Below are 26,287 nucleotides of genomic sequence, written 5' to 3'. Positions count from 1 at the left end.
TTTGGTTCTGATCGGGCGTGTAAGCGGGTTTACTCAGGGCATCAACTGATGCGGAGAGCCTGAGATGAAACAGAAACTGATAGCCTGGTTTGAACAGCTGCTGAGCGGCCCTGTGGCGAGTGACCGTGTGCATGATATTAACGTGGAACTGCTGCTGCCGCTGAGCCAGCTGTATGGACTGGAATATTATCCGGCAGTGCATCGCTACCATGAAAAATAATGGTTGTTGTATGTTGTCTGGTTAAAGGCCCGCTACGTTGCGGGCCTTTTTGCATCTGTAGTGCGCGAGTCATTTCAGCCAGCAGGCTTCACCACGAAAAACAGCAACATCATTATTTTTTATCCCACTTAAAACACCAGCGCCGTTATATGAATGAGTAATCCGGCACGGATCTATATTCATTAGCGCACGTCTTAACATCCATTCCCTTAACACTCGTAAATGAGCTCCGCACATAGAAAGTGGCTAAGTCATTACAAATTTGGCTTATAAAACGTTTTATCACCGCTAATTTTAGTTTTTGTAAAACCATATCATTATTTTAAGTCAATAAGGAACTTCCGATTGTTAAGGTGGTAATCTGCACGCCTGTACTTACACAAAACTTACAATAAGCGTTGTTAATCCTTCGATGAAAATGCCTGAAACAGGGAAGTGGCTGGTTTTCGGAGCCAGTTTGTTTATCAGCAATGTCATGGCTGCACCGGTCACGCCGGGTGATCTTGACGTTATTCAAAACCAGCAGCAGCAGCGGTTGCAGCAGGATCAGCAGCAGCGTGACGCATTAACACAGGCGCATCAGGTTGAGCTGCAAAAAACCGAATCGGCGCCAGCCAGCGGCCCCTGTTTTGAAATCAACCAGATTTCACTGCAACAGGCGAGCTTAATCACGCCTGATACACAGAAGAGACTTGTCGCTCCCTATATCAATCAGTGCCTGAGTCTGGACCGTATTAATCAGCTGGTACGCGCCATTTCAGAGTGGTATGTCCAGCGCGGCTATATCACCAGCCGGGCCTTCCTGACAGAACAGAACCTTTCCCACGGGACGTTAAATATCACCGTACTGGAAGGAAAGCTTGAGGCGATTCATTTGCAGGGTGCCAGTGCACGTCAGCTGAACATGGCGTTCCCGACCCGTGCAGGTCGTATTTTAAATTTACGTGACATTGAACAGGGTATGGAGCAGATAAACCGGCTTCGTACTACGCCGGTTCAGATTGAAATCATCCCATCGACTCAGCCGGGCTATTCCATTGTCAACCTGACCAGCACACCCGAGTTTCCTCTGACGCTGGGGCTGAATATGGACAATAGCGGCCAGCGAAGCACCGGCATTGGTCAGCTTTCCGGCTCGCTGGTGGGTAATGACCTGCTGGGTGTTGCCGATCGCTGGTTTGTCAGCGGTGGTCGCAGCAGCGCTTTCAGCGACTGGCGCGATGCGCAAAATTTCCAGGCGGGCGTCAGCGTGCCTTATGGCTATGGGCTGCTGGATTACAGCTATAGCTGGAGCAACTATCACAGCCGCTTTAACGCCAATAGTTTCGACTGGTATAGCAACGGCGACAACATCTCTAACCGCCTCAGCGGCTCGTGGGTGCTGTTCCGCAACGGGCAAATCAAAACCGGCCTTCAGCTTGGTCTGAACCATTACGTCAGCCATAACTGGCTGAATGAGACCCTGCTTGAAAGCAGTAGCCGCAAACTGACCAGTCTGCAGATCGGTTTTAACCATACGCAAAAAATTGCAGGTGGGGTGGCCACCCTGAACCCGATGCTGAGCCGCGGGATGGCGTGGTTTGATGCGGAAAGCGACAAGGGTAAAAGCGACGATTTTCCGAAAGCTGAATTCCGTAAATGGAGCGTCAGCAGCAGCTATCAGCGGCCTGTCACTCAGAAAATGTGGTGGCTCAGCAGTTTTTACGCTCAGTGGTCGCCGGATCGCCTTTATGGCAGCGAACGCCTGACGATTGGTGGCGAGAACTCGGTTCGCGGCTACAAGGAGCAATACCTTTCCGGCGATGTTGGCGGCTATCTGCGTAACGAACTGAATTACTCGCTGTTTACCCTGCCTGCAATCGGCGAGGTCAGCACCACCCTGGCACTGGACGGCGGGTGGCTCCAGAGCGACAAACAGGATCGCTACGCAGCAGGCACGTTGTGGGGCAGTTCGCTGGGACTTGGCACCCGTAACGCGCATGTCTCCACTCAGCTGTCGCTGGGTATCCCTGTCAGCTACCCCAATTATCTTGCGCCCGATCGCCTCAGCGTTTACGCGCGTGTTGGACTCGTTTTTTAAAAAAAGGCCCCGATTATGGATGATCAAATAAAGCTTTCACTGCCGCGTCGTCTGCTGAGCTATCTCATCTGTTCGCTGATCGCGTTTCAGCCACTGCTGCCCGCCTTTTCTGCGGCGATAGCGCCCGTCACACCAGGAACAAAAGTCGATGCTGCCGGGAATGGCGTGCCGGTCATTAATATCGCGACGCCGAATGCGGCGGGCCTGTCGCATAACCAGTATCAGAATTACAACGTGGGCCAGGAAGGGCTGATCCTGAACAACGCAACCGGCCGGTTGACGCAGACCCAGCTGGGTGGACTTGTCCAGAACAACCCGAACCTCAAAGCTGGGCAGGAAGCCCGGGCCATTATTAATGAGGTGGTGGGTGCCAACCGTTCACAGCTGCAGGGCTATACCGAAGTAGCGGGCAAAGCGGCCAACGTGATGGTCGCTAACCCTTATGGCATTACCTGTAACGGCTGCGGCTTTATCAATACGCCCAACGTTACGCTGACCACCGGTAAACCGCAGCTTGATGCGCAGGGCAATCTGCAATCGCTGGAAGTGACGAAAGGCGCAATCAGCATTGAGGGTAAAGGACTGGATGGCAGCCAGGCTGATGCTGTCTCGATCATCGCACGCGCAACCGAAATCAACGCAGGCATCCATGCCAAAGATCTTAATGTGACGCTGGGCGCAAACCGGGTCGGTGCTGATGGCAGCGTGACACCCATCGCGGGCGAAGGTGCTGCGCCATCGGTCGCCGTAGATACCGGCGCGCTGGGCGGCATGTACGCCAACCGTATCCATCTGGTTTCCAGCGAAAACGGCGTTGGCGTCAATCTCGGCAATCTTAATGCCCGTCAGGGCGATATGGTGCTGGATGCGCAGGGTCGCTTAAGCATCAACAATAGCCTGACCAGCGGCACCCTGACTGCAAAAGGCAGCAGCATCACCCTGCAAGGCGAACATAAAGCCGGGGGCAACGTCGCGCTGACAGCGCAGCAGGATATCGCCTTAAATGGGGCCTCGCTGGGCAGCGACGCCTCGCTGGATCTCAACAGTCAGGGCAATATCACGCTTAAAGGCAGCAGCGTTAAAGCAGGCCAGAATGTACGTCTCAGCGGTGCTAACCTGAATGTTGATAACAGCAGCAGCGGTAGTGCGGTAGACACGCTGCAGCTCTCTGCCACCTCTCAGCTGGACAATGCCGGTCAGCTCGCCGCCGCAAAAACACTCGATATTCAGGCTGCACAGATCACTAATAGTGGCAGCCTGGCCAGTAATGGTGACGTGCAGGTTCGCACTAATACTCTGCAACAGAACGGTAAGCTGCTGGCTCAGGGTAAAAATACTTTGGCTGTTAGCGGACAGCTGACTAACCGCGATGAAATCAGTGGCAGCAGCCTGAACATTCAAAGCGGCACTCTTGATAACAGCGGCAAACTGATCAGTACGGGTGATGCCACGATCACGGCTAATCGTCTGAATCAGGACGGGATCTTCTCCGCACAGGGCAACGCACTATTCAGTGTTGCGGACACCTTCAGCAACAGCGGCAATCTGGTCAGTCAGCGTCTGCAAATCGATGCCCCGACCCTGAATAACAGTGGCGAGATGATGAGTCATGGCGATGCCGTGATTAACAGCGATACGCTGCAACAAAACGGCTCCATCACTGCACGCGGTGACGCGCAACTGACCGCTCGTGGCAGGCTGGAAAATCAGGGGGCCATCAGCAGTCAGAACGCACTCATCCTGAACAGTGCACAACTGCGTAACATGGGCTCGTTAACCGCACCGAATCAGACGCTGACCGCCGGGCAAATCAGTAACGGCGGCCTGCTTCAGGGCTCTAATCAGCTCTCTTTACATGCCGGACAGCTGGATAACCTTGCTGCGGGTACGATCAGCTCCGACAACGATTTTGCGCTCGATTTGCCACAGCTTAATAACAGCGGATTGATCACCAGCGGCAAAACACTGGTTGTCAGTGGCGACCAGCTGAACAACAGCGGGGAAATCAACGCTGCCAGCCTCAGCGCCCGGTACGGGCATCTGGATAATCAGCTGGGTGGCAAACTGCTGGCCAGTGATCCACTCCAGCTGCACGGCGATGTACTGACTAATCAGGGCATCATCGCCGCCGCAACGCTGAATAGCGATGTCAGCCAGATCAATAACAGCGGAACGCTCCAGGGCGACGAGGCAGTATCGTTGCAGGGCAGCGGGTTAACCAACAGCGGCACGCTGCTCAGCGCAGGCCAGCTGAATGTGCAACAGCAGACGCTGGACAACAGCGGACTGATGCAGGGCAAACAGCTGACACTGAATGCTGACCGCTGGCAGAACAGCGGCAATGCCCTCAGTGAAGCCGACGCCGACCTGCAAAGCGACACGCTGGTCAATAGCGGCAAGATTCTGGGACAACAGAGCATCGCGCTGAAAGCGAATCACACTGACAACAGCGGCTGGCTGATTGCCCAGGCGCTGACGCTGCGGGGCGACCTGATTAACAGTGGCCTGATTCAGGGCAATCAGCAGATTACGCTGGAAGGCGACCAGCTGGATAATCAGCAGGGCGGACAGTTGCTGAGTGACGGCACCCTGAACGGCAACATCACTTCACTGAATAACCGCGGCGCAATGCAGGCCGATCAGATGGCGTTAAACGCGAAGGCGTTGCAGAACAGTGGCACTGTTCGCGCCGGAAAGGCACTGACAGCCCAGGTCGGGGGTGTGCTGGATAACAGCGGAAGCCTGATCAGCCAGCAGCAGATGAATTTACAGGCTGGGGAGATCGATAACAAAGGCACACTGGCGGCAGATAACCTCAGCCTGCATGCGCCAGTGCTCAGTAACGGCGGTCTGCTGCAGGGCAACAGCACCTTAACGCTGGATCATCAGCAACTCCACAACCTCCATGGCGGCCAGTTAATCGCCGGAGGACCGCTGACGCTGACGTTAGATCAACTGGATAACGACGGGCTGCTGCAGGTTAACGGTAAGCTTTTGGTCAACGGCAACCGTCTCAACAACAGCGGACGCCTGCTGAGCGATGACCTCGACCTTCAGATTGCCGATACGCTGAATAACAGCAGCACGGGACAGATCGTGACTGGCCAGCAGGCCGACCTGCAGGCACAAACGCTCAGTAACAGCGGCCAGATTGCGGCCCGGCAACTCAGCGCCAGCGGTAATACGCTGGAAAACAGCGGGCTGCTTCAGGGCGACACGCTACTGGATCTCGGATTTGCTCAGACCCTCAACCACAATAATGGGCAGCTGCTGAGCGGCGATCGACTGATCGTCAAGGGCGGTAGCGTGGTCAATGATGGCAGCTGGCAGGGCCAGCAACTCGACGTCACGCTGGATTCTCTCGACAATCGCGGCAGCATCAATGGCATCAGCGCTTTGCGCGGTAACATCGCCAGCGATCTGATCAACAGCGGCACGCTGATCAGCCAGGGCAATAGCGACCTGAATGCCACCACGCTGCGCAACAGCGGCAAAATAATGGCGGACCGCCTGGGGGTGCAGGGCACCAGCCTGAACAACGACGGTCTGTTACAGGGCAACACGGCGCTGACTGCTCAGGCTGATAACATCACGCAATCTGCCGGTGGCAAAACGCTGAGCGGCGGAACACTGACGCTTAACGCGGGTCAGCTCAACACCCAGGGGACGCTGCAGGGCGAGCAGGCAACGGTTAACGCTGACAACTGGCTGCATCAGGGTTCGCTGCTGGGCAGCAAAGATCTGAACGCCAGCATCAGCAATGAACTGCATAACACCGGCTCGTTGATGAGTCAGAACACCGCACAGGTTACGGCGAACACGCTTAACAACAGCGGCTCACTGCTCAGTGAAGGGGCGATGGTGCTGAACGGTGCCGCGCTGAATAACAGCGGATCGGTGCAGGGCAAAACCCTGACCATTTCACCCGCCAGCGTCATTAATCAGGGCAGCCTGATTGGTCTGCAGGCATTAACGTTTGCCGCTGCGCCACAGGTGGCCGGGCGAATGCTGCTCAGGGCGCTGGCCGCGCCATCACGTCAGCTGATCAATAATCAGGGCGGATCGCTGCTGACGCAGGGCACGCTGAACATCAACGGCGGGGACGTTGTGAATAACGGCAGCTGGCAGGGACAGCAGATCCTGCTGAATGCCCGGCAACTGAACAATAATGGCGCGATCCAGAGTGCGGATGCGCTGCAACTGATTCTGGCGGATCGCCTTGATGCGGGCGCTGGCAGTAAGATTTCAGCGAATGGCACAGCGGCACTGCAGGCACTGACGCTGACCAATCAGGGCGAATGGATTGCCAGAAACCTGACGCTACGGGGCGACACGTTAAACAATAACGGCGCAGTGACCGGTGTGGAGGCGCTGGCTGTTGGCCTTAACGGTGCACTGACTCAGCAGCAGGATAAAACGCTGCTCAGCGCAGGCAGGCTGACGCTTCAGTCCTCCTTGCTTAATAATGCCGGACGCGTGCAGGGCGGCGACCTGCAGATCACCACGGGCGCGGTTGATAACAACGGGCGCTTACAGGGTGATAACAGCCTGCTGGTCAATACCGGGGGGCGCATCACCAATGGCGGCAATGGCGCCATTATTACGCAAAACGCCCTGACGCTGACCGGACCTGAACTGTTCAACTATGGCCTGATTCAGGGCAATGGCAACGGTGTCGCGACAATAACCGGTTTAACGCAAAACGATGGCCGGTGGCTCTCGGGTGGCGCGCAGACATTGAACACGCCGCAGCTGAATAACAACAGCTGGTTACAGGCGTCGCAGCTGATTCTCAATGCCACCAATGCCAGCAACAACGGTACGCTGCTGGCCGACGCCCAGGGCACGCTGACCGGCAATGGCTTCAGCAACCAGGGCACGGCCCAGGGCGGCAACCTTGAGGTTAATTATCAGCAGGTAAACAACAGCGGCACGCTGCTGGGTAACAACCGGCTGAGTGTGATGGGCGCTCAGGTCAATCAGCAAAGCAGTGGTCGCCTGTTCAGTGGCGGCAATTTGCTGGTTCACAGCAATGGCTTTGATCAGACCGGTCAGGTGGTGGCGCTGGGTGATGCCACGCTGGAGATCGCGAATGGTTTTACCGGTCGCGATGTGCTGGCTGCGGGCGGGCGACTCTCCGTCAGCAGTAATGGCGCGATAGACAACCAGGGCACGATGCAGGGTGGGGCGCTGACGCTGAGTGCAGGCGGCGATCTCACTAATAATGGTCAGCTCACTACCGGTTCGGGTGACAGTACGTTAAGCGGCAACCGCATCGCCATGAACGGGAATGGCAGTCTGCAGGGCGGCGGTAACATCAACTTAGCCAGCCGCAGCGATATCACTGTTGATGGTTTTACGGGTACGTTGGGCAATCTGACCCTCAGCGCACCGGGCAGCATCGTCAATAACGCGCTGCTCTATGCGGCCGGCAATCTCTCTCTTTTTGCCAACAGTATTCGTAACCAGCGTGCCGATATGCTGGCAGGCGGCAGTATGTGGCTTCAGGGCGACGCGGCGGGGAACGCCAACGGCGAGGTAGTTAATAACTCCGGCACCATCGAAACGCAGAACGGCGATATCACGATTAATACGGGACATTTGCTGAATGAATGGGAATCTATTACTGTTGGTAGTGTTTCTACAGAATACATAGCTAATGACTATTCTTCTTTTTCTTCGTCCGGTCCTTTAGGATATCGTGCTTCACCCGGGCTTTACGCATTGCCTGTGGAAATTTTTAATAAAGGCGAGATTAAATATTTCTTTCAAGATGGAGTGAATTCAGATTACTACACAATTATACCTGTGCCAGTCAATCTAAATAAAGATAAAGAAGCTATTTTTTCACGTTCAACTTCAACTACAAGGGTTACTGGTCAGGCTGGTAGGATCAGTGCTGCACATGATATTTATGGCCAAGTAAATACATTAGACAATCTTGGAAGCTATATTCTTGCAGGGCATGACTTAATACTAAAAGGTTCATCTCTTAATAATCAATCTTATCTAACAGGGGTGCAGACTGTATGGAGAAAGTATACACCTTTAAATCAGGGGAGTGTTTACGATTACATAAATATGCTCACACCAAGTGACATGACCTTTATAACAGATGATATTGATTATGGTAGAGAAAGATACAAAGGTCGCAAGGAAGAATTTGAGAGATTTATTTATTTTACCGCAACTGATATTTATCGCACTGAGAAGGGAGCATCAATTCGTGGCGTTATCGATGCGAGTGGTATGCTCAATACAAATTTCAATACAGTTTTCAATAATAGTGATGCTTCAGAGGTTAGAGGAATTATCTCTCTTACGTTGCAACGGCCAACCATTGCTCCAATGCAACAGTCACTAATTACTGATGCAGTACAAGGCATTGATCTAATTACATTTGATAGGTTTAAAGTAGGTAGTCCTTCATGGATAAATGAATTGAATTTTGTATTGGAAAAAATCAATGATGACATCAGCTTTGAAAAACCCGAATATAATAAATCAACCTTAAAGGAACATGTAAAAAATAATATCGATTTATCTACTATTGATAATAAAAGTCAGTTGGAAAAGAATTATTATTCCTTATTGACTCGAGATGCAACTCCTGTTCAACGCTCTTCGGTTAACATCAATTCTTATCCAATCCCCCAAGTGAATAATGGTTATTTTACATTTTCTGAAGACGAAAAAAATCCTTACTTAATTATTACTAATCCAAAACTCAACGGACTTGGACAGCTCGATCAAAGCCTGTTCGGCGAGCTGAACGCGCTGTTAGGCAAACGACCCGGCAACGCGCCGCAGGAGACGCGCACGCAGTATACCGACCTCAACACCTTCCTCGGCTCGTCCTATCTGTTGGATCGCCTGAACCTGAAACCTGACCACGATTACCGTTTCCTCGGCGACGCGGCGTTTGATACCCGTTACGTCAGCAACGTGGTGCTCAACCAGACCGGCAGCCGATACCTGAACGGCATTGGATCCGAGCTCGATCAGATGCGCTATCTGATGGACAACGCGGCGGCGGCGCAGCAGTCGCTGGGCTTGCAGTTTGGCGTATCCCTAACCGCCGACCAGTTGGCCACGCTGGATAAAAGCGTGCTCTGGTGGGAAGCCAGCACGGTTAACGGCGAGACGGTGATGGTGCCGAAGCTCTATCTCTCGCCGAAGGATGTCAGCCTGCAAAATGGCAGCGTGATTGCTGGTAATAATGTCTCGCTGAAGGCGGGCAACCTCACCAACAGCGGCAGCAGCATCGTTGCCAGAAACGATCTGGCACTGGAAAGCGATAACCAAATCGACAACCTCAGCGCAGGCCTGATACAGGCCGGTGGCAATTTGCAGCTGAGCGCGCTCGGTGATATCAACAACGTCGGCTCCACCATCAGCGGTAAAACAGTGGCGCTTGAGAGCGTGAACGGCGATATAAATAACCTCACCGCCACCAAAGAGTGGTCACTGAATGCTGGTAACGGCCGCGGCGCCAGCAAATCCTATACCGAAACTCTGAGCGGGCCAACGGCGAGCATCACGTCACTGGATTCACTGAGCCTCAAGGCGGGCAACGATATTGCCGTCACCGGCGCTAACCTCAAAGCGGGTGGCGATCTGCTGCTGAACGCCTGGAATGATATTGCTATCACCGGGAACCAGAACGTCACTGGCAGCGCGCAATCCGGCTTCGGAAACCGCTGGCAAAAAGTTGACCCAACCAGCATAACCACCGTCACCACGGTCGGCAGCCAGATCGCCGCAGGCGGCAATATGGCGATGCAGGCGGGCCACGATCTGACGGTTACCGCCAGCAACATCAGCGCAGGTAAAAACGCGGCGATGGCAGCCGGTAACGATCTTAATCTCAACAGCGCGACGACCAGCCAGAATGATGTGAAGGGCAAACGTGAAACCCATTCAACCGGTCTGGATCGCACGACGCTGACCAGTGGCGGCGATTTAGTACTTCAGGCCGGACGCGATCTCAATAGCCAGGCGGCAGGCATTGCTGCAGACAAAGACGTGACCTTACAGGCGGGGCGTGATGTCAATCTGCTGGCGGCTGAAACCGGTTCTGGTAATAGCTACAAATCCGGCAAGAAGGTTGAGATTAATGAGTCGGTACGCCAGCAGGGCACTGAAATTGCCAGTGGTGGGAGTACCAGGCTACTGGCGGGCAATGACATCACAAGCCAGGCCGCAACAGTCACAGCCAATAAGGATCTGGCGCTGCAGGCTGGACAAGACGTCAATATCACCACTGCGACGGAGAGTGATTATGCCTACCGTGAAGAGACCAAAACCAAGAAAGGTTTCCTGAAAAAGACCACTACTCACACCATTCAGGAAAACAGCGACACCCGTGAAAAGGCTTCACAACTGAGCGGCAACACCGTGTCTGTCATTGCCGGAAACGACCTGACCGTTCAGGGCTCGTCTGTGGCCGGTGACAAAGGCGTCGCACTGAGTGCAGGCAATGACCTGAATATTGTTACCGCCACCAATACTCAATCTACCTACAGCCTGAAAGAGAAGAAGAAAAGCGGCCTGATGGGTGGCGGACTCGGTCTCAGTTACGGTAAGCAGACTGCTAAAAGCGAACGTCACGGCGACCAGGTCACGCAGAGCGATGCGCGAAGTCTGGTGGGTGCAGGTAACGGTGTGGTCAGCATGACGGCGGGTAACAACGCGCTGATCAAGGGAAGCGACGTTATTGCGGGCGGCCAGAATGGCGAGATCAGCGTGACGGCGAAAAACATCGCCATCGTGTCCGGGCAGGACCTGGTGCGCGAAACCGCGAAGCAGGCGTCGAAAAGCAGCGGGTTTGGTCTGAGTCTGAACTTAACGCCACTGGACACCGTGCGCAATCTGCGTGACATCATGAACAACACCAGTTCGGTGTACGAGCAGATGAAGCAGACTGGCAATGAGTTGGGCGCCAGTTCGCTGGATTCTCCGGCGCCGGGACTGACCTATGGCCGTTCAGGCAGTAAAGTCAGCCAGAACAGCGAGAGCATCTATCAGAGCGGCAGCACGCTCAATACCACCGGAAATCTGCTACTGAAGGCCCGCGGCGATTCAGATACCCACACCGGCAACATTCTGGTTGAGGGCAGCAGCCTGAACGCCGGTGCCAGAGCCTCACTGGACGCTACCCGTAATATTGACATCACCACAGCCTCTGACAGCCAGAAGGCTGCCAGCAGCAGTAGCAGTAAGAGCTGGTCGGCAACAACATCAGCTTCAATTGGTGCGCTGGCACGTAGCGGCGGCGGGTCGCCAAACAATGGTTCGGCAGGGACTAATTACGGCTCGAAAAACAACCAGATGAGCGGTGACAGCAGCATGCTCGCGCAACACACTTCTGCGATAACCGCCGGCAGTATTGATGTCACCAGCCATAAAGGTGATATCGCAATCAGCGGTTCAACCCTGACCGGCACCACCGGCGTCTCGCTTAACGCGGAGCAGGGTAAGATCAGCGTCGTAGCAGGCGAAGACCGCCAGCAGGCATCGACCTCCGGGTCTGACCACGCTATAGGCGATCTGGGCGGCGATGGTTACAGCGGAACGGTTGGCGTGGGTCATAACAGCTGGAAAAACGCCAGCACGGGCACGCAGCAGAACACCGTACGCAGCGGTATCGTCAGTACGCTGGGTAACGTTTCGATTAATGCAGGCAAAGACGTTAACCTGCAGGGGGCTGACGTTTATGCAGGCAATTCGCTGAGCGTCAACGGTGAGAACATCCACCTCGATCCGTCAAAAGACACGCACGAAGGCAGCAGCAGCAGCAAATCCTCGCAGTATGGCATCACCGCGCAGGTCTCCGGCTACGGCGTGAGCATGGCGCAGGCGGCGGACAAGGTGGCTCAGTCGCACAAAGAGAGTGATGATCCGCGCCTGCAGGCCATTTATGCCGCGCAGGCGGCCATGACCGCGCTGTCGGCTTACAACCAGAACACCGCAGCCGTCAAAGTCACGGTGAGCGCCACTGTGGGTAGCAGCCATCAGTCCGTGGAACAGAAAAGCACGCAGCAGAGCGGCAGTGTGCTTAAGGCGGGCGGCGACGTAGCAGTCACGGCTAAGCAGGACATCACAGGCGAAGGCGTAAAAATCAGCGGTGATAACGTCTCGCTGAATGCGGGGCGCGATATCGCCCTGAACAGCGCCGAGGACAGCAGCAGCCAGCAGTCAAGCAGCGGTGGCAGCAAATACGGCGTCGGTGTTGGCTTCGGCCTGGGCGGCAGCCAGAACGGCTTATCCCTTGAGCTGGCTGCCAGCCAGAACAGTGCAAACGGAAATGGCAGCAGCATTACTCATCACAACAGCGAAGTGTCCGCAGCGGGCGATCTGACGGTCAAAGCGGGTCAGGACGTCAAGCTGAACGGAGCAAACCTCAACGGCAATCACGTTGACCTCAACGCGGGCCGTAACCTGGAAATTGCCAGCCAGCAGGATCGTGCAAGCTACGACAGCCATCAGAGCTCATCAGGCTTCAGCGCCAGTATCTGCATACCGCCTATCTGTGCGGGCGTACCGGTGCAGGGCAGTGCCAGCATGAGCGGCAGCAAAATTTACAATGATTTTGATTCTGTACAGCAGCAGAGCGGGATCAGCGCGGGTGATGGCGGCTACAACATTTACGTCGGCAACCATACCCAGCTTGATGGCGCGATCATCGCCTCATCTGCAACGCCGGACAAAAATCACCTCAGCACCGGGACGCTGGGCTGGACGGATATTGAAAACCACGCCAATGCGGGCGGCAGCGGCTTCAGCGCAGCTGTCAGCGGCAGCATGGGAAAAAACACCACTCATACATCTGACAGTTCAGGGAACGACACATCAAAATCTGGTCAGTCCCAGCAGTCGGGCGATAACTCGCTGCCCATGGGCACGCTGCAGCAGACGAAAGACCGCGCCAGTTCAACCACCTACAGCGCCATCTCACCGGGAACGATTGAGATCCGCAATCCGGATGCGCAGAAGCAGGATGTGTCCCAAATCAGCCGCGACACCGCCGCGGCGGAGAATGTGCTGAAAGATAAGTTTGATGTGCAAAAAGCAGAAGGCAGCCTTGCCATCCAGCGCGAAATGGCCGTACTCGGACAGCAGGCGATTCAGCAGACCTTTGATGCGTTGAAGAAGCAGGAGAAGGAGCAGGAGAGAAACAAGCTTAAAAACGATGCTGCGTTCAATAAGCTTTCAGAAGCGGATCAGAAAAAAGCACTCGATAAAATCGATCAGAATGTTGAAGAGAAGTACGGTATCGGGTCAGAACTGCAGATTGCGGCACAGGCTATCAGCGGGCTGTTTGCCGGGCTGGCGGGCGGTAACGTCAGCGGCGCGGTGGCGGCAGGCGCCGCTCCATTGCTGGCGCAGATGGTCAAGCAGGTATCGCAGGGTAACGAACCTATGCGCGTGCTGTTGCACACGCTGGCGTCAGGGCTGATTGCTAAAGCGCAGGGTGGCAGCGCCATTGGAGGCGCAGCGGGTGGACTGACTGCAGGAATGCTCAGCTATAACGACGCGCTCAGCCACCTGCTATACGGCAAGGATGCTTCGGAACTGTCAGCCGATGACAAGATGCTGATTGCCAACATTGTAACCCTGGCAGGCGCAGCAGCGGGCGGTGCGGTTGATGGCAGCGCTGGGGTGGGTAGCGGTGCGTTTGCGGGCAAGATAGAGGTGGATAATAACTCGCTTTCCGGTGACAAAGCTCGGGAGTCTGTTAAGCAGATTGCTGGAAATATGAAGGATCAGGTCAGGAACAAGCTTGGCGAAGGTACACTCTCTGCTATCGTTAACAGCATTATCGGTGCGGCGGCGGATACTGGTGATGCGGTATTAGGTGGGGCAGATTACGGTGCTGATGCAGCAATGGCGCTTACCTCCTGCGCAATGGGTGATAGCTACTGTACCCAGGCATTGAGCGATCTGGCGGGTAAAAATCAGGCTGCGGCAGATACGCTGAAAGCTCTGATGAAGAGTGAAACCTGGGGAGCTGTTGCTGGGCAGGTGAAAGAAGCTGCTCAAGGTAACCAGCTTGCACTGGAAGCAACAGGTGGAATGTTGGCGGGGCTGTTCCTGCCCGGGAAGAAATTTCCTGTTGGATTTGTTGTTAAGGCTGAGTCTATTGCTGCTGATATAGGTAAAACTGGTACTGTATTTGATTCTATAAAAGGAACCCAACCTGTTTATCCTGGTTCTGTCATACCGAAATCTTTTGAAATGACACTGCCTAACGGTCAAAAAGTGTGGGTACATGGGAATGCTACAGAACACATGGCAGAATATGCTGCATCTAAAGCCTTAACAAATACGCCAGAAGCAGTCAGACTTGCCAGTCAGACAGAACTCAGAAGTTTTCAAGCTGCGTTAGATACCGCGACTAAGGACGGTATGTCATATGGGCGTATAACTGTCGATGGCTGGCAACTGGAAATCAAACCTCCGCGCGCTGCTGGTGAGTTGCCAACAGTCATTCACGCTCGTTATCTAGGAGCAAATTAAGTGGATATAGAAATTACAAGTCCGATCAATATCATGTTGGACGTAATAGAACTTGATGAACATATTCCATCATTAAAATTTAACCTGGAAATTCAAGTGGATAAATTTAGTTATAGCTTGAATGTCAGTTCTAATACATGGATTGAATGTCAATGCTTTGATGAATTTATCGCCAATGTGCGGAATGGTGATATAGCTCATCTTAAAGATATGAATGGATGTTTTGAGTTGATTTTAAATCCAGTTTTAGGATGGCTTGAATGGTCATGCGCTAAAGAAGATCTGCATGGATATACTACAGTATCAAAAGGCAGAGAAAAGTTAACGGACGATGCAAAGTCTGCAATCTATGCAGCGTTTAATAATTATCCAAAATGGTGGTGACTGTTAGATCAGGCCTAAGGTACTAAAATTAGTAACCCCGACGAATGGCCGGGGTTACTGCATCTAAGCCCTAAAATCATCACTTCCCGCTGCTGCAACCGGAGTACACCGGATGCGGCGATCACTACCAGTGATTCAGCGCTGGCAATGTCGGACTCTGTAAGTCAGTCGCTGCAAATAATCACCTCACCGTTCTGCCATATCCAATCCGCTCCTATATCTTGCCGGTTCTGGCTGATCTCACACAGTTATACTCAGGTGGCCGCATCGGTGGGTGTAGTGATCCAGAGTGTGCTGCTGAAGCGTCAGTTGTAACGGGGTGCTGCTGGTAAATCCTAATACAACCAACGCGCCGCCTGCCAGTATCAATTCCGGGATCGGCTCAGGGGTAAAGGTGATGTTCATGCGTTTCCCTCCATGGCGGGAGCGATGCGAATAATCAACTGACCCGGCTCGGTGATCACCTCGATTCGCTGGCCAGTGGTAAAGCCCAGCGGCTCCAGCCAGCGGCCTTTAATGGTCAGCTGTGGCAGCGGGTTCGGCTGGCCTCTATTAGGCCGGTATCCAACTTTATAATAATGCGCGGCGGTTGTGGCCGTGCGGGTTCCTGACTTATGATGCATGTCAGCCATAATTAACTCCCGTATAGTTAGTTGTGGTCAGCGGCTGCTGCGGGTTGCCGCCCGCTTCAGCCGCGCTAAAAATGTCTCGTTAAGTGCTTCCTGTTCCGATTTAACCTGTTTAAATATACACCTTCTGCCGCATAAACTCGCTGAAAGCCAGGTAATAAACTGCGAGGCGCCTCTGTAAAACGGATTATTTTTTTTCCGAGCTGTATTTCACTTATCCCTTCTTCCTGAAGTGCTTCAGCGCGAGGAAAAAATCAGGCCTGATCGGCAGCTATTCTATCGCAGCCGTGACGGACGAGCTGGGTGGCCAGAGTTATCCTCAGTTCAATGTATCCCGGCCAGCAGGCCAGCGAACTGACGCAGGAACAAAAGCAGGTTGTCAGCGCACTCGGCCAGCTGGCTGCGCAATTGTCGACGGGAGTGGCTTCTGGTTCTGTTGAAGGTGGCATTCAGGGGGCGGTTGCCGGGAAGAATGCTGTTGAGAATAATACGCTAGGAAATGATGAAGATGAAATACAGAGTCTACACGGCAATCGCCCAATACAAATCATCGACGTCAATCCATTACATAAAATAGGCCTACTTACTGAGAATGGAGAAAGAGCTTCTGTCGGAGGTATAAGTAAAGGGGATTTGAAAGCAATTTCAGCAGATTCTGCAAAGTTACCGTCGGGTTATGCTGCTAACTCTACAGGAAGTATTGTTGGTCCTAAAGGTGGCATATACTCTTACACTGGCAAAACGGATTCGACTGGAAATGCTGTTTATTCGAATAATAATGGCTACTTTACTTTCACAAATGGTGTGAAGTCTAATGCCGCATCACCTAATGCCCCGACTCAGGTGCGCCAAAATTATGAACAGGGAAAAATATTTGAAGATAACGTCTACCAGGACCACAGTGCTGACAAGTCGGCTTCAGCCCGGGAGATAACAGTAAAACCTGAGAGTGGAACCAGTGTTAGAATCGATATCCTCAGTAAAGATAAAAATGATAATATTGCATGCATTGAATGTAAAAGCTCAGCTGGTGCACCATTAACCCCTAATCAGAAAGTGGGTTCTCCTGAGGTTAAAAAAGTGGTGCTATAGTGGTAGGAGCAGGTAAGCCCGGTTTTGAAGGTGGATCTCAAATACCACCAACAAAAGTTGAAATTATTAGACCGGATAAAAAAAGCAGGATTAAATATGCCTATACAAGATGTAAAAAAGATTGACTCTATTGGTATACCGAACGATAGCCAGGATACCGTAAGCTTGGCAATTTCAGACCATCTTGTATGGGATGAGCCAATTGAAGAGCATTTATACACACTACAGGAAAAAATAAATTCCTATGTGGCCTTTATCGAGAGTGGTGAAATATATGATGCTTTTCCTGAATCAAAAGGAAAATCGCTAAAAATAATTGAGGTGTATTTTAAATATGATCTTCCAGAACAGGCTGTTTATTTCCTGAAGCAGGTTTCTGATATACTTAAAAGTATAAACATAGGCCTAAAATATGAGGTGTTACAATAATGCCTCTCGCTCTGCATAAGATTTTTCAATAGGTTAATTAGTGAAACTGATTAAAAAACAGGTTGTAAATGGTAATTTTTCGCATCACAAGAGATCACGGCCCTTGCGTCGGGATTTTTTAATTGTAGTCACTAATGCTCTCCTCTTATTATAAACAGTTTTCTAGACAGTCATAACTTTTAATTATGCTGCGCGGATGATAACTGCTTCTTAAACCCACTTGCTTTTGATAATAAGTTCGTCTTTATTCTGTATACAATCCACTCCCATTTCCTGAAAATGCTTGCCGCGTGCGATATTCATTTACAGTGCAGGTTTATAAACAAAATTAATTCTTAGGGTTTTGCTTCATATTACGGCAGGATTTTGTTTAGTCTATGTGTTTAACAACTTTATTCAATTCTCCCAAACACAAAAGATAAAAGCCCATACTTTCGCAGCAGGCTTTTATCTTTCACTAGCATCATGCTTAGTGCATTAACTGACTCACCAGTCCGGTAAGATCGGCTTTTTTATCCACGACGCCCGCCGTTGACGCTTTATCCACCAGCTGCGGCAGATATTTCGCCAGCAGATTCAGTGCATCGCTGGTGTTGATGCCCATCCGCGCAGCCAGCTGCTCAATCGCCTCAGAGTTAATCATCTTCTGCACCAGGTCGCTGCTCAGCGCCACGTTCTGCTCATCACCCAGCCAGGAGTTAACCACCTCACTGTACTCGCCGCTCTGCAGATGACTCACGATAGTATGTAAACCGCCTTGCTGCTCAACCCACTCCAGCACACCTTTCACTTCCTGACTGGTCTGATTATTCAGGCCGCACATGGCCAGTACTGTTTCCAGTAAACTCATTCTGTTATCCTCTTTATCTTAATCTGTTAAGACTGTTCACACGCTCTGATTTTATGAATGACAAACAGCACAATAATTGAACCCACGGTGGCAATAGCAATGCTGTAAATATTGAAGCCATTGACCTTGCCAAAACCCAGAGCGGTACTGACTACACCGCCAATCAGCGCACCGATAATACCCAGAATAATGGTCATGAAAATGCCCATATGTTCTTTACCTGGCATAATACATCTGGCGATAATGCCGGCAAGTAATCCGAATACAACCCATGACAATATACCCATCATTAATATCCTCTGTTTTTATATTAATTACAGCAACGTTTAGCAGTGGTTTAATCCATGAATTAAAAGCGGGTGTATCGTACGCCGCGTAGTGTTTGTCTGGCAATCCTGTTTTCTTTATCAAACTAAACATATCAGAAACGATAGGGGAGTAAATATGAGCATTCTGGATAATATTAAAAATATAGGCGATGAGTTGTTACATGCTGTGGATAAAAATGTTGAAGATAAGTCTGTCACCGCCGCAGGGAGTAATCGTACATATACGGTTAAATCAGGCGACACGCTCAGCGCCATCGCCAAGCAGTTTTACAATGATGCATCCCAATACATGAAAATCTTTGAGGCGAATAAAAACCTTCTCAGCAGCCCGGATAAAATTGCACCGGGTCAGGTACTGACCATTCCTGATTAATAATTCGTCAATAGTATGAGCCAGCTGGCGCAAATATTGCCCGGCTGGTTTTTTATTTAAAGCCAGCTTGTCATTACACCATGACAGGGTTGCGCCAGACAGCCTGCGTTGATCCAGACTTAACGGTGGTCTCTGTAATAGCAGCCGCAGACGAATTGAGATGAACAGTCAGACAGGTAGAGAAAATTGGGGCCGCTGAAAAGCAAAAAGCCCGCTCAGGTTTCCCTGAGCGGGCTTTTCTAATCTGGCTCCTCTGACTGGACTCGAACCAGTGACATACGGATTAACAGTCCGCCGTTCTACCGACTGAACTACAGAGGAATCGTGTGAACGAGGCGAATATTAACGGCGTCGCTCTAAGGTGTCAACAGCAAAAAATACATTATCATTCAACTGGCTAGCTTTAACGCAAAGCGATCGTGATTTAAGCAGTTTGCGCAGTGTCAGCGGCGATTCTGGCCAGGGGATCCTGCTGGTAAAACTGGCGCAGATGCTGATACATGGCGGGAAAGCGTTCGGCCAGCAGAACCGGAGCCGTAAAGAAATATTCAGAGAGCACGGCGAAGCACTCAGCGGGATCGCTGGCGGCGTAGGGATCGATCGTGGCGGCCTGCTCACCCACCAGTTCAACTTCACTCTCAATCTCCGCCATCGCGGCACGCAAATCCTTCTCCCAGAGTGCGACGTCACGCAGCGACATGACCGGAATACCGCTGGTGTAACCGCTGCCGCGGGCATCCAGCTTGTGCGCAACTTCGTGGATCACCAGATTAAAGCCGGAGAGATCGAACGAGTCCTGAATATCGAGCCAGTTCAGTACGACCGGCCCCTGCGTCCAGCTCTGTCCGGCGTGAACCGCAGGCGCGCTGTGAACCAGCCCATCGTCATCCTGCCACTGATCGTCGACCTCGAACGGCTCGGGATAGATCAGCACATCGTGGAAACCGTCCAGCCACTCCAGGCCCAGTTTCAGCACCGGCAGGCAGAACAGCAGGGCGATCCGCACACTGCGCAATTCATCCAGTTGAACACCGTCGAGCGGCACCAGCTTTTTCTGCTGCAGAAAGCGCTGCGCCAGCTCAACCAGCGCCTGCTGTTCAGCCTCATCCAGCTGGCTGAATATCGGCTGCGCCAGCCCATGCTGCCATGGCAGCGCGGCCAGGGTGGCGTCGTTATGCGTTTTCCAGGGCCATTTAAACATCGCAACTCCCGCACAGAACTGGACTATTTCGCTATCCTGACGCGGCAGACATAAAAATGCCAGCATCGAAAACACCATGCTGGCACTGTTCATCTGGCGACAGGGCTAAGGGCCGTCTATTCAACCCGTTAGCACGGTCGTTGTCTGTGATTCAGCCCGCAAAGCGTGGGGCCGGGGCGTCAGTTGCGCTCAATACGATGAAATTCAATCACCCACACCCAGGGATTCACTTCCCAGCTGGTCGCACCATACTGTTTTTCCCAGGCTTTGCGGTACGCCTCTTTGGGCGATTCAGAATTGACGTTCATGGTGAAGAAGTTGTTGAGGAAGTGCGAATCGGTCTGTACGCCTTCCGCCATAATGTCATCTTCACTGATGTCCTGAATTTTCTCGGCGCGCACGCCGGTAATCTCCAGATTGATGCGGCTGGCCCAGCGCGGCATATGAATGGCGGTTTGCCATCCAAACTGTTCTGCTTCCGGCGTGCTCAGTGCATGCTGGCCCAGCTCGTTGCTGTCTGCACGATACTGGCAATACTCTGGCTGGCGGAAGGGCGTCGGGTCGCGTTCATAATCGGCCAGATACTGCTCGGGTACCATCGGGCCACGCCAGGTTTCACGCACCCAGAGCACGTCACCCGGTTTACCGTAAGGACACTGATAGCTGATGTCCGTCATCGACATCATTTTATAACCATGCAGATGATTAGCACTCACATCGAAAGCGTGTACGCCCTCGTGATGATCCTGTCCCGGACCGAAAGCCTGAGTTTTCATAATGCGCCGGGTTTGCGTTTGCTGGCCAACCAACAGGGCACGAACACGCTGTTCGGAAAAAAGAATCGGCCGTTCTTTCATGGATTACCTCTTTTTATTAGTAGAACCCGGTTACTGCTGTAAAAGTCCATTTGCTTCACATCTGATAGTTATCATAAAAGCTTTAAATCATTTTGCTTAATAATTTGTCGGCTGACTGTCACTGTATAATTGTCACTTTAGTAGTTAAAAACCAGCAAAATGCAAAAAGCGCACCAAAGCTTATCACGCAACTGGCAAAAAGCGACGAATAGCCCGGATACAGTACGTTATAACCGTAAAAATAGGAACCTTTTCAGACTTTTTCACCTGTCATAACGTGCAGTTTTACACTTAATCGCGTGACAAAAAAACGCTGAGCGTGGGGCAGGAAATTGGTTAAGATCGAACCAAACATTACGCCTGTTAAACTAATTTTCTTAGCAGCAATTCACTGAGGAAAGACTGAAAACAGCCGAAATTGCGGTTATTGTGTAACAGAGATGCTATACAGATGATCCAGATCTCATTTTTCTGCCCGGAATCGCTGGCAGCGCTGCTCTTTTCAACTGCACTGTAAAAAAAGTGTCATTAGCCAGTCGCTATGATGGCTTGCCGTTTGCGCACTGATCGCGACAGAAAAACTGCTGTCGATCACTACAGGGAGATAGATTATGTCACTTACACTCTGGCAATCTCGCTATGAAAGCTGGTTTCAGGCGAACTGGATCCACGACGACGGCGCGCACGATATCGCCCATCTGCGGCGTGTATGGATGAGCGCACAGCGAATCATGAACGGCACGCCCGCTGATCCGCTGGTGGTGCTGACCGCCTGCTATTTTCACGATGTGGTGAATCTGCCGAAGAACCATCCGGAACGTCATCTCGCCTCTACCTATGCCGCGACGGAAACCCAGCGCATTCTGCAGCAGGACTTTCTCGATTTCCCGGCTGAAAAGATTGATGCCGTGATGCATGCCGTTAAAACCCACAGTTTCAGCGCCGGCATACCGCCTCAGACGCTGGAAGCTAAAATTGTACAGGATGCTGACCGGCTGGAGTCGCTGGGCGCGATCGGGCTGGCGCGGGTCTTCTACACCGCTGGTGCGCTGAATCGGCCATTATTCGACAGCCAGGACCCGCTGGGTAAAGATCGCGAGCTGAATGATGTTAAGTGGACGCTGGATCATTTCCAGAAGAAGCTGCTGCGTCTGCCGGAAACCATGCACACTGAAACCGGCCGCATGCTGGCTGAGCATAACGCAGATTTCCTGGTACGCTATATGGCTAAGCTTTATGCCGAGCTGCAGGGCAATCTGGTGGGAATGGATGAGGGTGTGCTGCGGGACTTCACACCTTTGCAAACCGAATATTAAATTTTTGTGACAGTGTATTAATCGAAACGGTCATCCGGTAGCGTGTAGCAATAACAAAAAGGAGCTGCCCGATGACTGAAACTGTTAATTTAACAATTAAAATTGATCCTGAGCTGAAAGAAACGATTAAACAGCTGGCGCTGGAAAATCAGATTTCGATGAGCCAGGAGATTGTGCAACGTTTGCAGGCCAGTCTGGAAACGCATCCACATCCGGCGATTGATAATCAGGACATCACTGAAGAGGGGACTGAGGGATCCAGTGCCGCTGACGTGAAGACCGATGCACTAAGTGCAACAGAGCTGAAGCAGATTCGGCTGCTGCTGAAGAAGCAGAGCAAGAAGAAGAAATAAAACAGAAACCCGTCGCCAGACGGGTTTTTACTTTGGAGAAAGGCTGGACCTTTTCGCTGTGAGACTGTGCCTGCGAAGGGAACACGGTCAGATCGGAAAGACGCAAAAGCCGTCATCCATGACATGCTCGGCCCGCGCGATTACGCACCTCATCCCTGAGGTGCGCCCATATCTGGGCCAACGCTTTGCGTTGTTCAAAAACGCTCCCGGCGTTTTTGTCCCTGGCGCGGGACGCTTTCCTATTCTGACCGTGTTCCCTGCGAGTTAAGCTTATTTGTTGCTGTGAGACTCGCCTGATGTGAGTTCTTCATCAGCCTGAAACCCGTCGCCAGACGGGTTTTTTTATTTCACGGTGCTTACGACTTCAGCTGACGGATATGTGGCAGTAACAGCTGAGCCACCGCTGCAAACACAGGCACTACCACCGAGTTACCAAACTGCTTATAAGCCTGGGTATCCGAAACCGGAATGCGGAACGGCTCGCGGCCTGGCACATCAAAGCCCATCAGGCGGGCGCACTCGCGCGGGGAAAGACGGCGTGGCCGACGCGCCATGTTACCGGCATCCTGAAACTCCGCTTCGCCCAGCGCACTGTCCCAGCCGCGATCGATCATGATTTTTTAGCGATCTTCATTATTAGTCAATCTCACTATAGACACAACTATTATTAAATAGTCAAAAATCCATTACTTAAGTTGAGTTCCTATAATGACACAAAATTAAAGGGAGGGAAATTAAGTTAGACTTTTAACTATCGTATGAAAATATTATAAAATTTCTATATAAAAAGTTAATTTGTTATCAAAACTAGAGTTTTTTGAAGGTTGTAATTATTAAAGTATGAGTTTTATACTATTTCAAAATGATTATCTCATTATCTAATTCTCAGCCCGAACGGAAGTGTCGTACTTAATGAAGAGTTTTATCTAAAGATATAATGTAACCAATTGAATTAACAAAGGGTTACTTTATCAATCTTTTTATATTTAAATATAAGCTCTCGGAAAGCTCCTGAGCATTATCACCATAATGCAAATTTTTGTGGCAGTTTGGGCATAATGCAACGCAATTGTAAATGGTATCAGGACCTAAAATTGAGAGAGGTATTACATGATGAACTTCCAGATATGGAATTCCGCTAATTTTGAAGGGCGAATTATTACCACAAAGTTCACAAATTCCATTACTTTGCTGTAATATCCAAGCCTTAACAGAGGGATCGCGGAAGTAGACTGTCTGATGTATATTCTTACTTTTTGGCATTATTGAGCCTTTAGGAACAGCTAAAGGCATTTTAACTAGCTTACTAACTCTTTTAATTAACACCATTTCATCTTCAGTCGATTCAAAAAGAGTTTTATTATCGCCTAATATAATTGATTCCCAAAAGTCAATGCTGTTGATACCCGACACAGTAATCATTATTCGTTTAGTTCTGTTTCCAGAAGGGTTTTCTTTTTTACCAACTTTACTGAAATAGGCTTGGCATCTACCTAACTCTTGTCTTATTTCAGAAGGACTACTATCGATCAAAGAAAATAAATCACTTGAATGTATTTTTCGCAAAGAAACGGATTTTATGTTTTTTCTTGCTGGGGTTGAAGCTAAATATACTTTAATATGGCTTATGTCAGCCTGGATTAGTCGTTCGATTATGTACTCGAGTGAAATGTTATAATCTTTATTCCTTGTGATAGGTCCTTGTGATTCTAAAATTAAACCGAAAATTCCATCTTCCTCACCAATCATGCATTCTGAATTAAGTACGATGCCATTGTTATCTAAAACGTACATTTTTTGCCTCGGAAGGTTAATTTTATTATATTATCTATGTTTTTACAAACGATAACAATGAGATTTTAATCCTCTTAATAAAAAACAAAAGCATAAACATTCTTTATGTATGCGAAGCTATAAATTTAATTTATTTTATGTGTGGTTATACTAATTGTAAGTTACAAGTTTAAAGCATATAGGTTTAACTTATTGGGGAGCTATCTAATTAAGTATTAATTGCCATAACTTAAGACTATATTTTTAAGGACCTAGAGAGGCTTGAATTACCTAAAGTCTTTGTTCTTTAATATAATAAATTTTTTTCGTTAATAAAATATAATATTTTCAATATTTATACGTCGTGTATTTTACATTTCTAGAATATTATGATTAACTTAGCATCAGGGTGTCACTCATTTTACCCAGCAAGGCGTAAAGATGTTAAATATCAATAGTTTATATGCTGGTTCAGCCAGCGCTAATGAAGATACATACTATGAAAATATGCGAGAACAGCTTGATTTTGTTAAATCTTTGCTTGAAGTCTATAGTCAGAATGATGTAGCTCAAACCTTACGAGCTGCTTCTAAAAAAGAATGGTCCAGGGAAACACTTAATCGATGGTTAAATGGTAAATGCACACAAAAATTACTGTCATTTTGTGAGCTGAATGCTCTTAAATCAATGCTACCACAACCACCCCCAAGCCATCATAGATATGAATTTAAGTTTATAGACTTGTTCGCAGGTATTGGTGGATTGCGCAGTGGCTTTGATAGCATTGGAGGTGAATGTGTTTTTACTAGCGAGTGGAATAAGTATGCTGTAAAAACTTACAAAGCAAACTGGTATTGCAACCCCGAAAAGCATATTTTTAATCGTGATATAAGAGAAGTGACTTTAAGTAATAGAACTAACCTCCCGGAAGAGCAGGCATATAGTAATATTGAAAAATTAATCCCTGATCACCATGTTCTTCTGGCTGGATTTCCATGTCAACCATTTAGCTTAGCAGGCGTAAGTAAAAAAAACTCATTAGGAAAAAAACATGGATTCGAGTGTGATACTCAAGGCACATTGTTTTTTGATATTGCCAGAATTTTATATGTGAAGAAACCAGCTATATTTGTACTTGAAAATGTTAAAAACTTAAAGAGTCACGACAGTGGAAAAACATTTCAAGTTATTTTAAAAACATTAAATGACTTAGGGTATGAAATTAGTGACGAGAAATATTTGAATGAGAAAGATCCAAAAGTTATTGATGGTAAAAACTTCCTCCCTCATCATCGCGAGCGAATCGTAATTGTTGGATTTAGAAAGGATTTAAATATTGCACATGATTTTACTTTAAGCAATATTTTTAACTACTTCCCCGTTAACAAACCAACAATAAAAGAATTGTTGGATGAAAAAGAAAATGATAAATATATTTTATCTAAAACACTCTGGAGCTATTTATACCGCTATGCAGAAAAGCATCGTGCTAAAGGGAATGGTTTTGGGTTTGGTCTTGTTGATCCTGAGAATCCCAGCAGTATTACTAGAGCTCTTTCCGCACGTTACTATAAAGATGGTTCGGAAATATTAATTGATCGTGGTTGGAACAAGGAAATAGGTGAGTTAGATTTTAATGACATTCATAATATGCATAAAAGGCCAAGGCGTCTAACTCCAAGAGAATGCGCAAGGATAATGGGATTCGAAAAACCGTTAGAGGAAAAATTCAAAATACCTGTCTCTGATACTCAAGCATATAAACAATTCGGGAATTCAGTTATCGTGCCTATGTTTTCGGCAATAGCAGAAATGCTCTATCCGTTAATAATTAAAGTTGTAAATAAATAAATTAACAAAGCCCAGGCCGTAAGGAGTGGGC

General features: G+C 49.9%; 17 protein-coding genes, 1 tRNA gene and 1 pseudogene. 10 read left to right on the top strand and 9 right to left on the bottom strand.

The genetic code is table 11. The annotated features are described in order from the left end of the window. The first annotated feature begins 64 nt into the window (after positions 1-64). The 4 genes from HFD87_RS10530 (at position 65) to HFD87_RS10510 (ending at position 15,203) form a co-directional block, all read left to right on the top strand. Positions 65-220: a hypothetical protein gene (locus tag HFD87_RS10530; RefSeq protein WP_010247735.1), complete on the top strand. Its 156-nt coding sequence runs from the start codon at positions 65-67 to the stop codon at positions 218-220. 412 nt (positions 221-632) lie between these two features. Next, the gene (locus tag HFD87_RS10525) at positions 633-2,300 is read left to right on the top strand and encodes a ShlB/FhaC/HecB family hemolysin secretion/activation protein (RefSeq protein ID WP_167423382.1); all 1,668 of its coding nucleotides are present in this window, start codon (positions 633-635) and stop codon (positions 2,298-2,300) included. A gap of 15 nt (positions 2,301-2,315) precedes the next feature. Then, positions 2,316-14,819, top strand: coding sequence for a hemagglutinin repeat-containing protein (locus HFD87_RS10520; protein ID WP_243207475.1), 12,504 nt, complete (start codon positions 2,316-2,318; stop codon positions 14,817-14,819). After that, a complete protein-coding gene (locus HFD87_RS10510) occupies positions 14,820-15,203 on the top strand; it encodes a hypothetical protein (protein WP_167423381.1) in 384 nt (127 codons plus the stop codon). A 240-nt stretch (positions 15,204-15,443) separates the two neighbouring features. Here HFD87_RS10510 and HFD87_RS10505 read toward each other — a convergent pair whose 3' ends face one another. Together HFD87_RS10505 and HFD87_RS10500 are read right to left on the bottom strand one after the other, a co-directional pair. Then, on the bottom strand, positions 15,444-15,608 hold the full coding sequence (locus tag HFD87_RS10505; protein ID WP_167423270.1) for a hypothetical protein: 165 nt from the start codon (positions 15,606-15,608) through the stop codon (positions 15,444-15,446). Continuing rightward, the gene (locus tag HFD87_RS10500) at positions 15,605-15,835 is read right to left on the bottom strand and encodes a SymE family type I addiction module toxin (RefSeq protein ID WP_167423380.1); all 231 of its coding nucleotides are present in this window, start codon (positions 15,833-15,835) and stop codon (positions 15,605-15,607) included. Before HFD87_RS10500 ends, HFD87_RS10505 begins: the two co-directional genes overlap by 4 nt. Before the next feature lie 300 nt (positions 15,836-16,135). Here HFD87_RS10500 and HFD87_RS10495 point away from each other — a divergent pair, with 300 nt between their 5' ends. After that, positions 16,136-16,924 carry a VENN motif pre-toxin domain-containing protein gene (locus HFD87_RS10495; RefSeq protein WP_167423379.1) on the top strand — a complete coding sequence of 263 codons (789 nt, stop codon included), beginning with the start codon at positions 16,136-16,138 and terminating at the stop codon, positions 16,922-16,924. A 96-nt stretch (positions 16,925-17,020) separates the two neighbouring features. After that, positions 17,021-17,353: a DUF6572 domain-containing protein gene (locus HFD87_RS10490; protein ID WP_167423378.1), complete on the top strand. Its 333-nt coding sequence runs from the start codon at positions 17,021-17,023 to the stop codon at positions 17,351-17,353. A 469-nt stretch (positions 17,354-17,822) separates the two neighbouring features. Here HFD87_RS10490 and HFD87_RS10485 read toward each other — a convergent pair whose 3' ends face one another. Further along, the gene (locus HFD87_RS10485) at positions 17,823-18,203 is read right to left on the bottom strand and encodes a YidB family protein (RefSeq protein ID WP_010247730.1); all 381 of its coding nucleotides are present in this window, start codon (positions 18,201-18,203) and stop codon (positions 17,823-17,825) included. 26 nt (positions 18,204-18,229) lie between these two features. Continuing rightward, positions 18,230-18,490, bottom strand: coding sequence for a GlsB/YeaQ/YmgE family stress response membrane protein (locus tag HFD87_RS10480; RefSeq protein WP_167423449.1), 261 nt, complete (start codon positions 18,488-18,490; stop codon positions 18,230-18,232). A gap of 157 nt (positions 18,491-18,647) precedes the next feature. Here HFD87_RS10480 and HFD87_RS10475 point away from each other — a divergent pair, with 157 nt between their 5' ends. Continuing rightward, a complete protein-coding gene (locus tag HFD87_RS10475) occupies positions 18,648-18,905 on the top strand; it encodes a LysM peptidoglycan-binding domain-containing protein (RefSeq protein WP_115765480.1) in 258 nt (85 codons plus the stop codon). A 245-nt stretch (positions 18,906-19,150) separates the two neighbouring features. On the opposite strand, the gene HFD87_RS10470 is transcribed toward HFD87_RS10475, so the two are convergent. From HFD87_RS10470 to HFD87_RS10460, 3 genes are all read right to left on the bottom strand, one after another. Then, a tRNA-Asn gene (locus tag HFD87_RS10470) sits at positions 19,151-19,226 on the bottom strand. A gap of 103 nt (positions 19,227-19,329) precedes the next feature. Then, complete coding sequence (gene mtfA / locus HFD87_RS10465) at positions 19,330-20,106, bottom strand: DgsA anti-repressor MtfA (protein ID WP_171820333.1); 777 nt, start codon at positions 20,104-20,106, stop codon at positions 19,330-19,332. Positions 20,107-20,285: 179 nt separating this feature from the next. Further along, a complete protein-coding gene (locus tag HFD87_RS10460) occupies positions 20,286-20,963 on the bottom strand; it encodes a hypothetical protein (RefSeq protein ID WP_010247721.1) in 678 nt (225 codons plus the stop codon). A 611-nt stretch (positions 20,964-21,574) separates the two neighbouring features. On the opposite strand from HFD87_RS10460, the gene HFD87_RS10455 reads away from it, so the two are divergent. Both HFD87_RS10455 and HFD87_RS10450 read left to right on the top strand, forming a co-directional pair. Then, positions 21,575-22,279: a phosphohydrolase gene (locus HFD87_RS10455; protein WP_010670862.1), complete on the top strand. Its 705-nt coding sequence runs from the start codon at positions 21,575-21,577 to the stop codon at positions 22,277-22,279. A gap of 71 nt (positions 22,280-22,350) precedes the next feature. After that, on the top strand, positions 22,351-22,632 hold the full coding sequence (locus HFD87_RS10450) for an Arc family DNA-binding protein (RefSeq protein ID WP_010247717.1): 282 nt from the start codon (positions 22,351-22,353) through the stop codon (positions 22,630-22,632). A gap of 356 nt (positions 22,633-22,988) precedes the next feature. Here HFD87_RS10450 and HFD87_RS10445 read toward each other — a convergent pair. Next, positions 22,989-23,252: pseudogene (locus tag HFD87_RS10445) on the bottom strand (DNA cytosine methyltransferase); the annotation flags it as partial. A 343-nt stretch (positions 23,253-23,595) separates the two neighbouring features. Then, complete coding sequence (locus HFD87_RS10440; RefSeq protein WP_167423376.1) at positions 23,596-24,426, bottom strand: HNH endonuclease; 831 nt, start codon at positions 24,424-24,426, stop codon at positions 23,596-23,598. Positions 24,427-24,846: 420 nt separating this feature from the next. Here HFD87_RS10440 and dcm point away from each other — a divergent pair, with 420 nt between their 5' ends. Next, positions 24,847-26,256 carry a DNA (cytosine-5-)-methyltransferase gene (gene dcm, locus HFD87_RS10435; RefSeq protein WP_305848813.1) on the top strand — a complete coding sequence of 470 codons (1,410 nt, stop codon included), beginning with the start codon at positions 24,847-24,849 and terminating at the stop codon, positions 26,254-26,256. Positions 26,257-26,287 lie beyond the last annotated feature (31 nt).

Source organism: Pantoea sp. EKM21T (assembly GCF_011800405.1).
Lineage (GTDB): Bacteria > Pseudomonadota > Gammaproteobacteria > Enterobacterales > Enterobacteriaceae > Pantoea > Pantoea agglomerans.
Note: the sequence above shows the minus strand (reverse complement) of the source record. Positions and strands in the feature narration are given on the sequence as shown.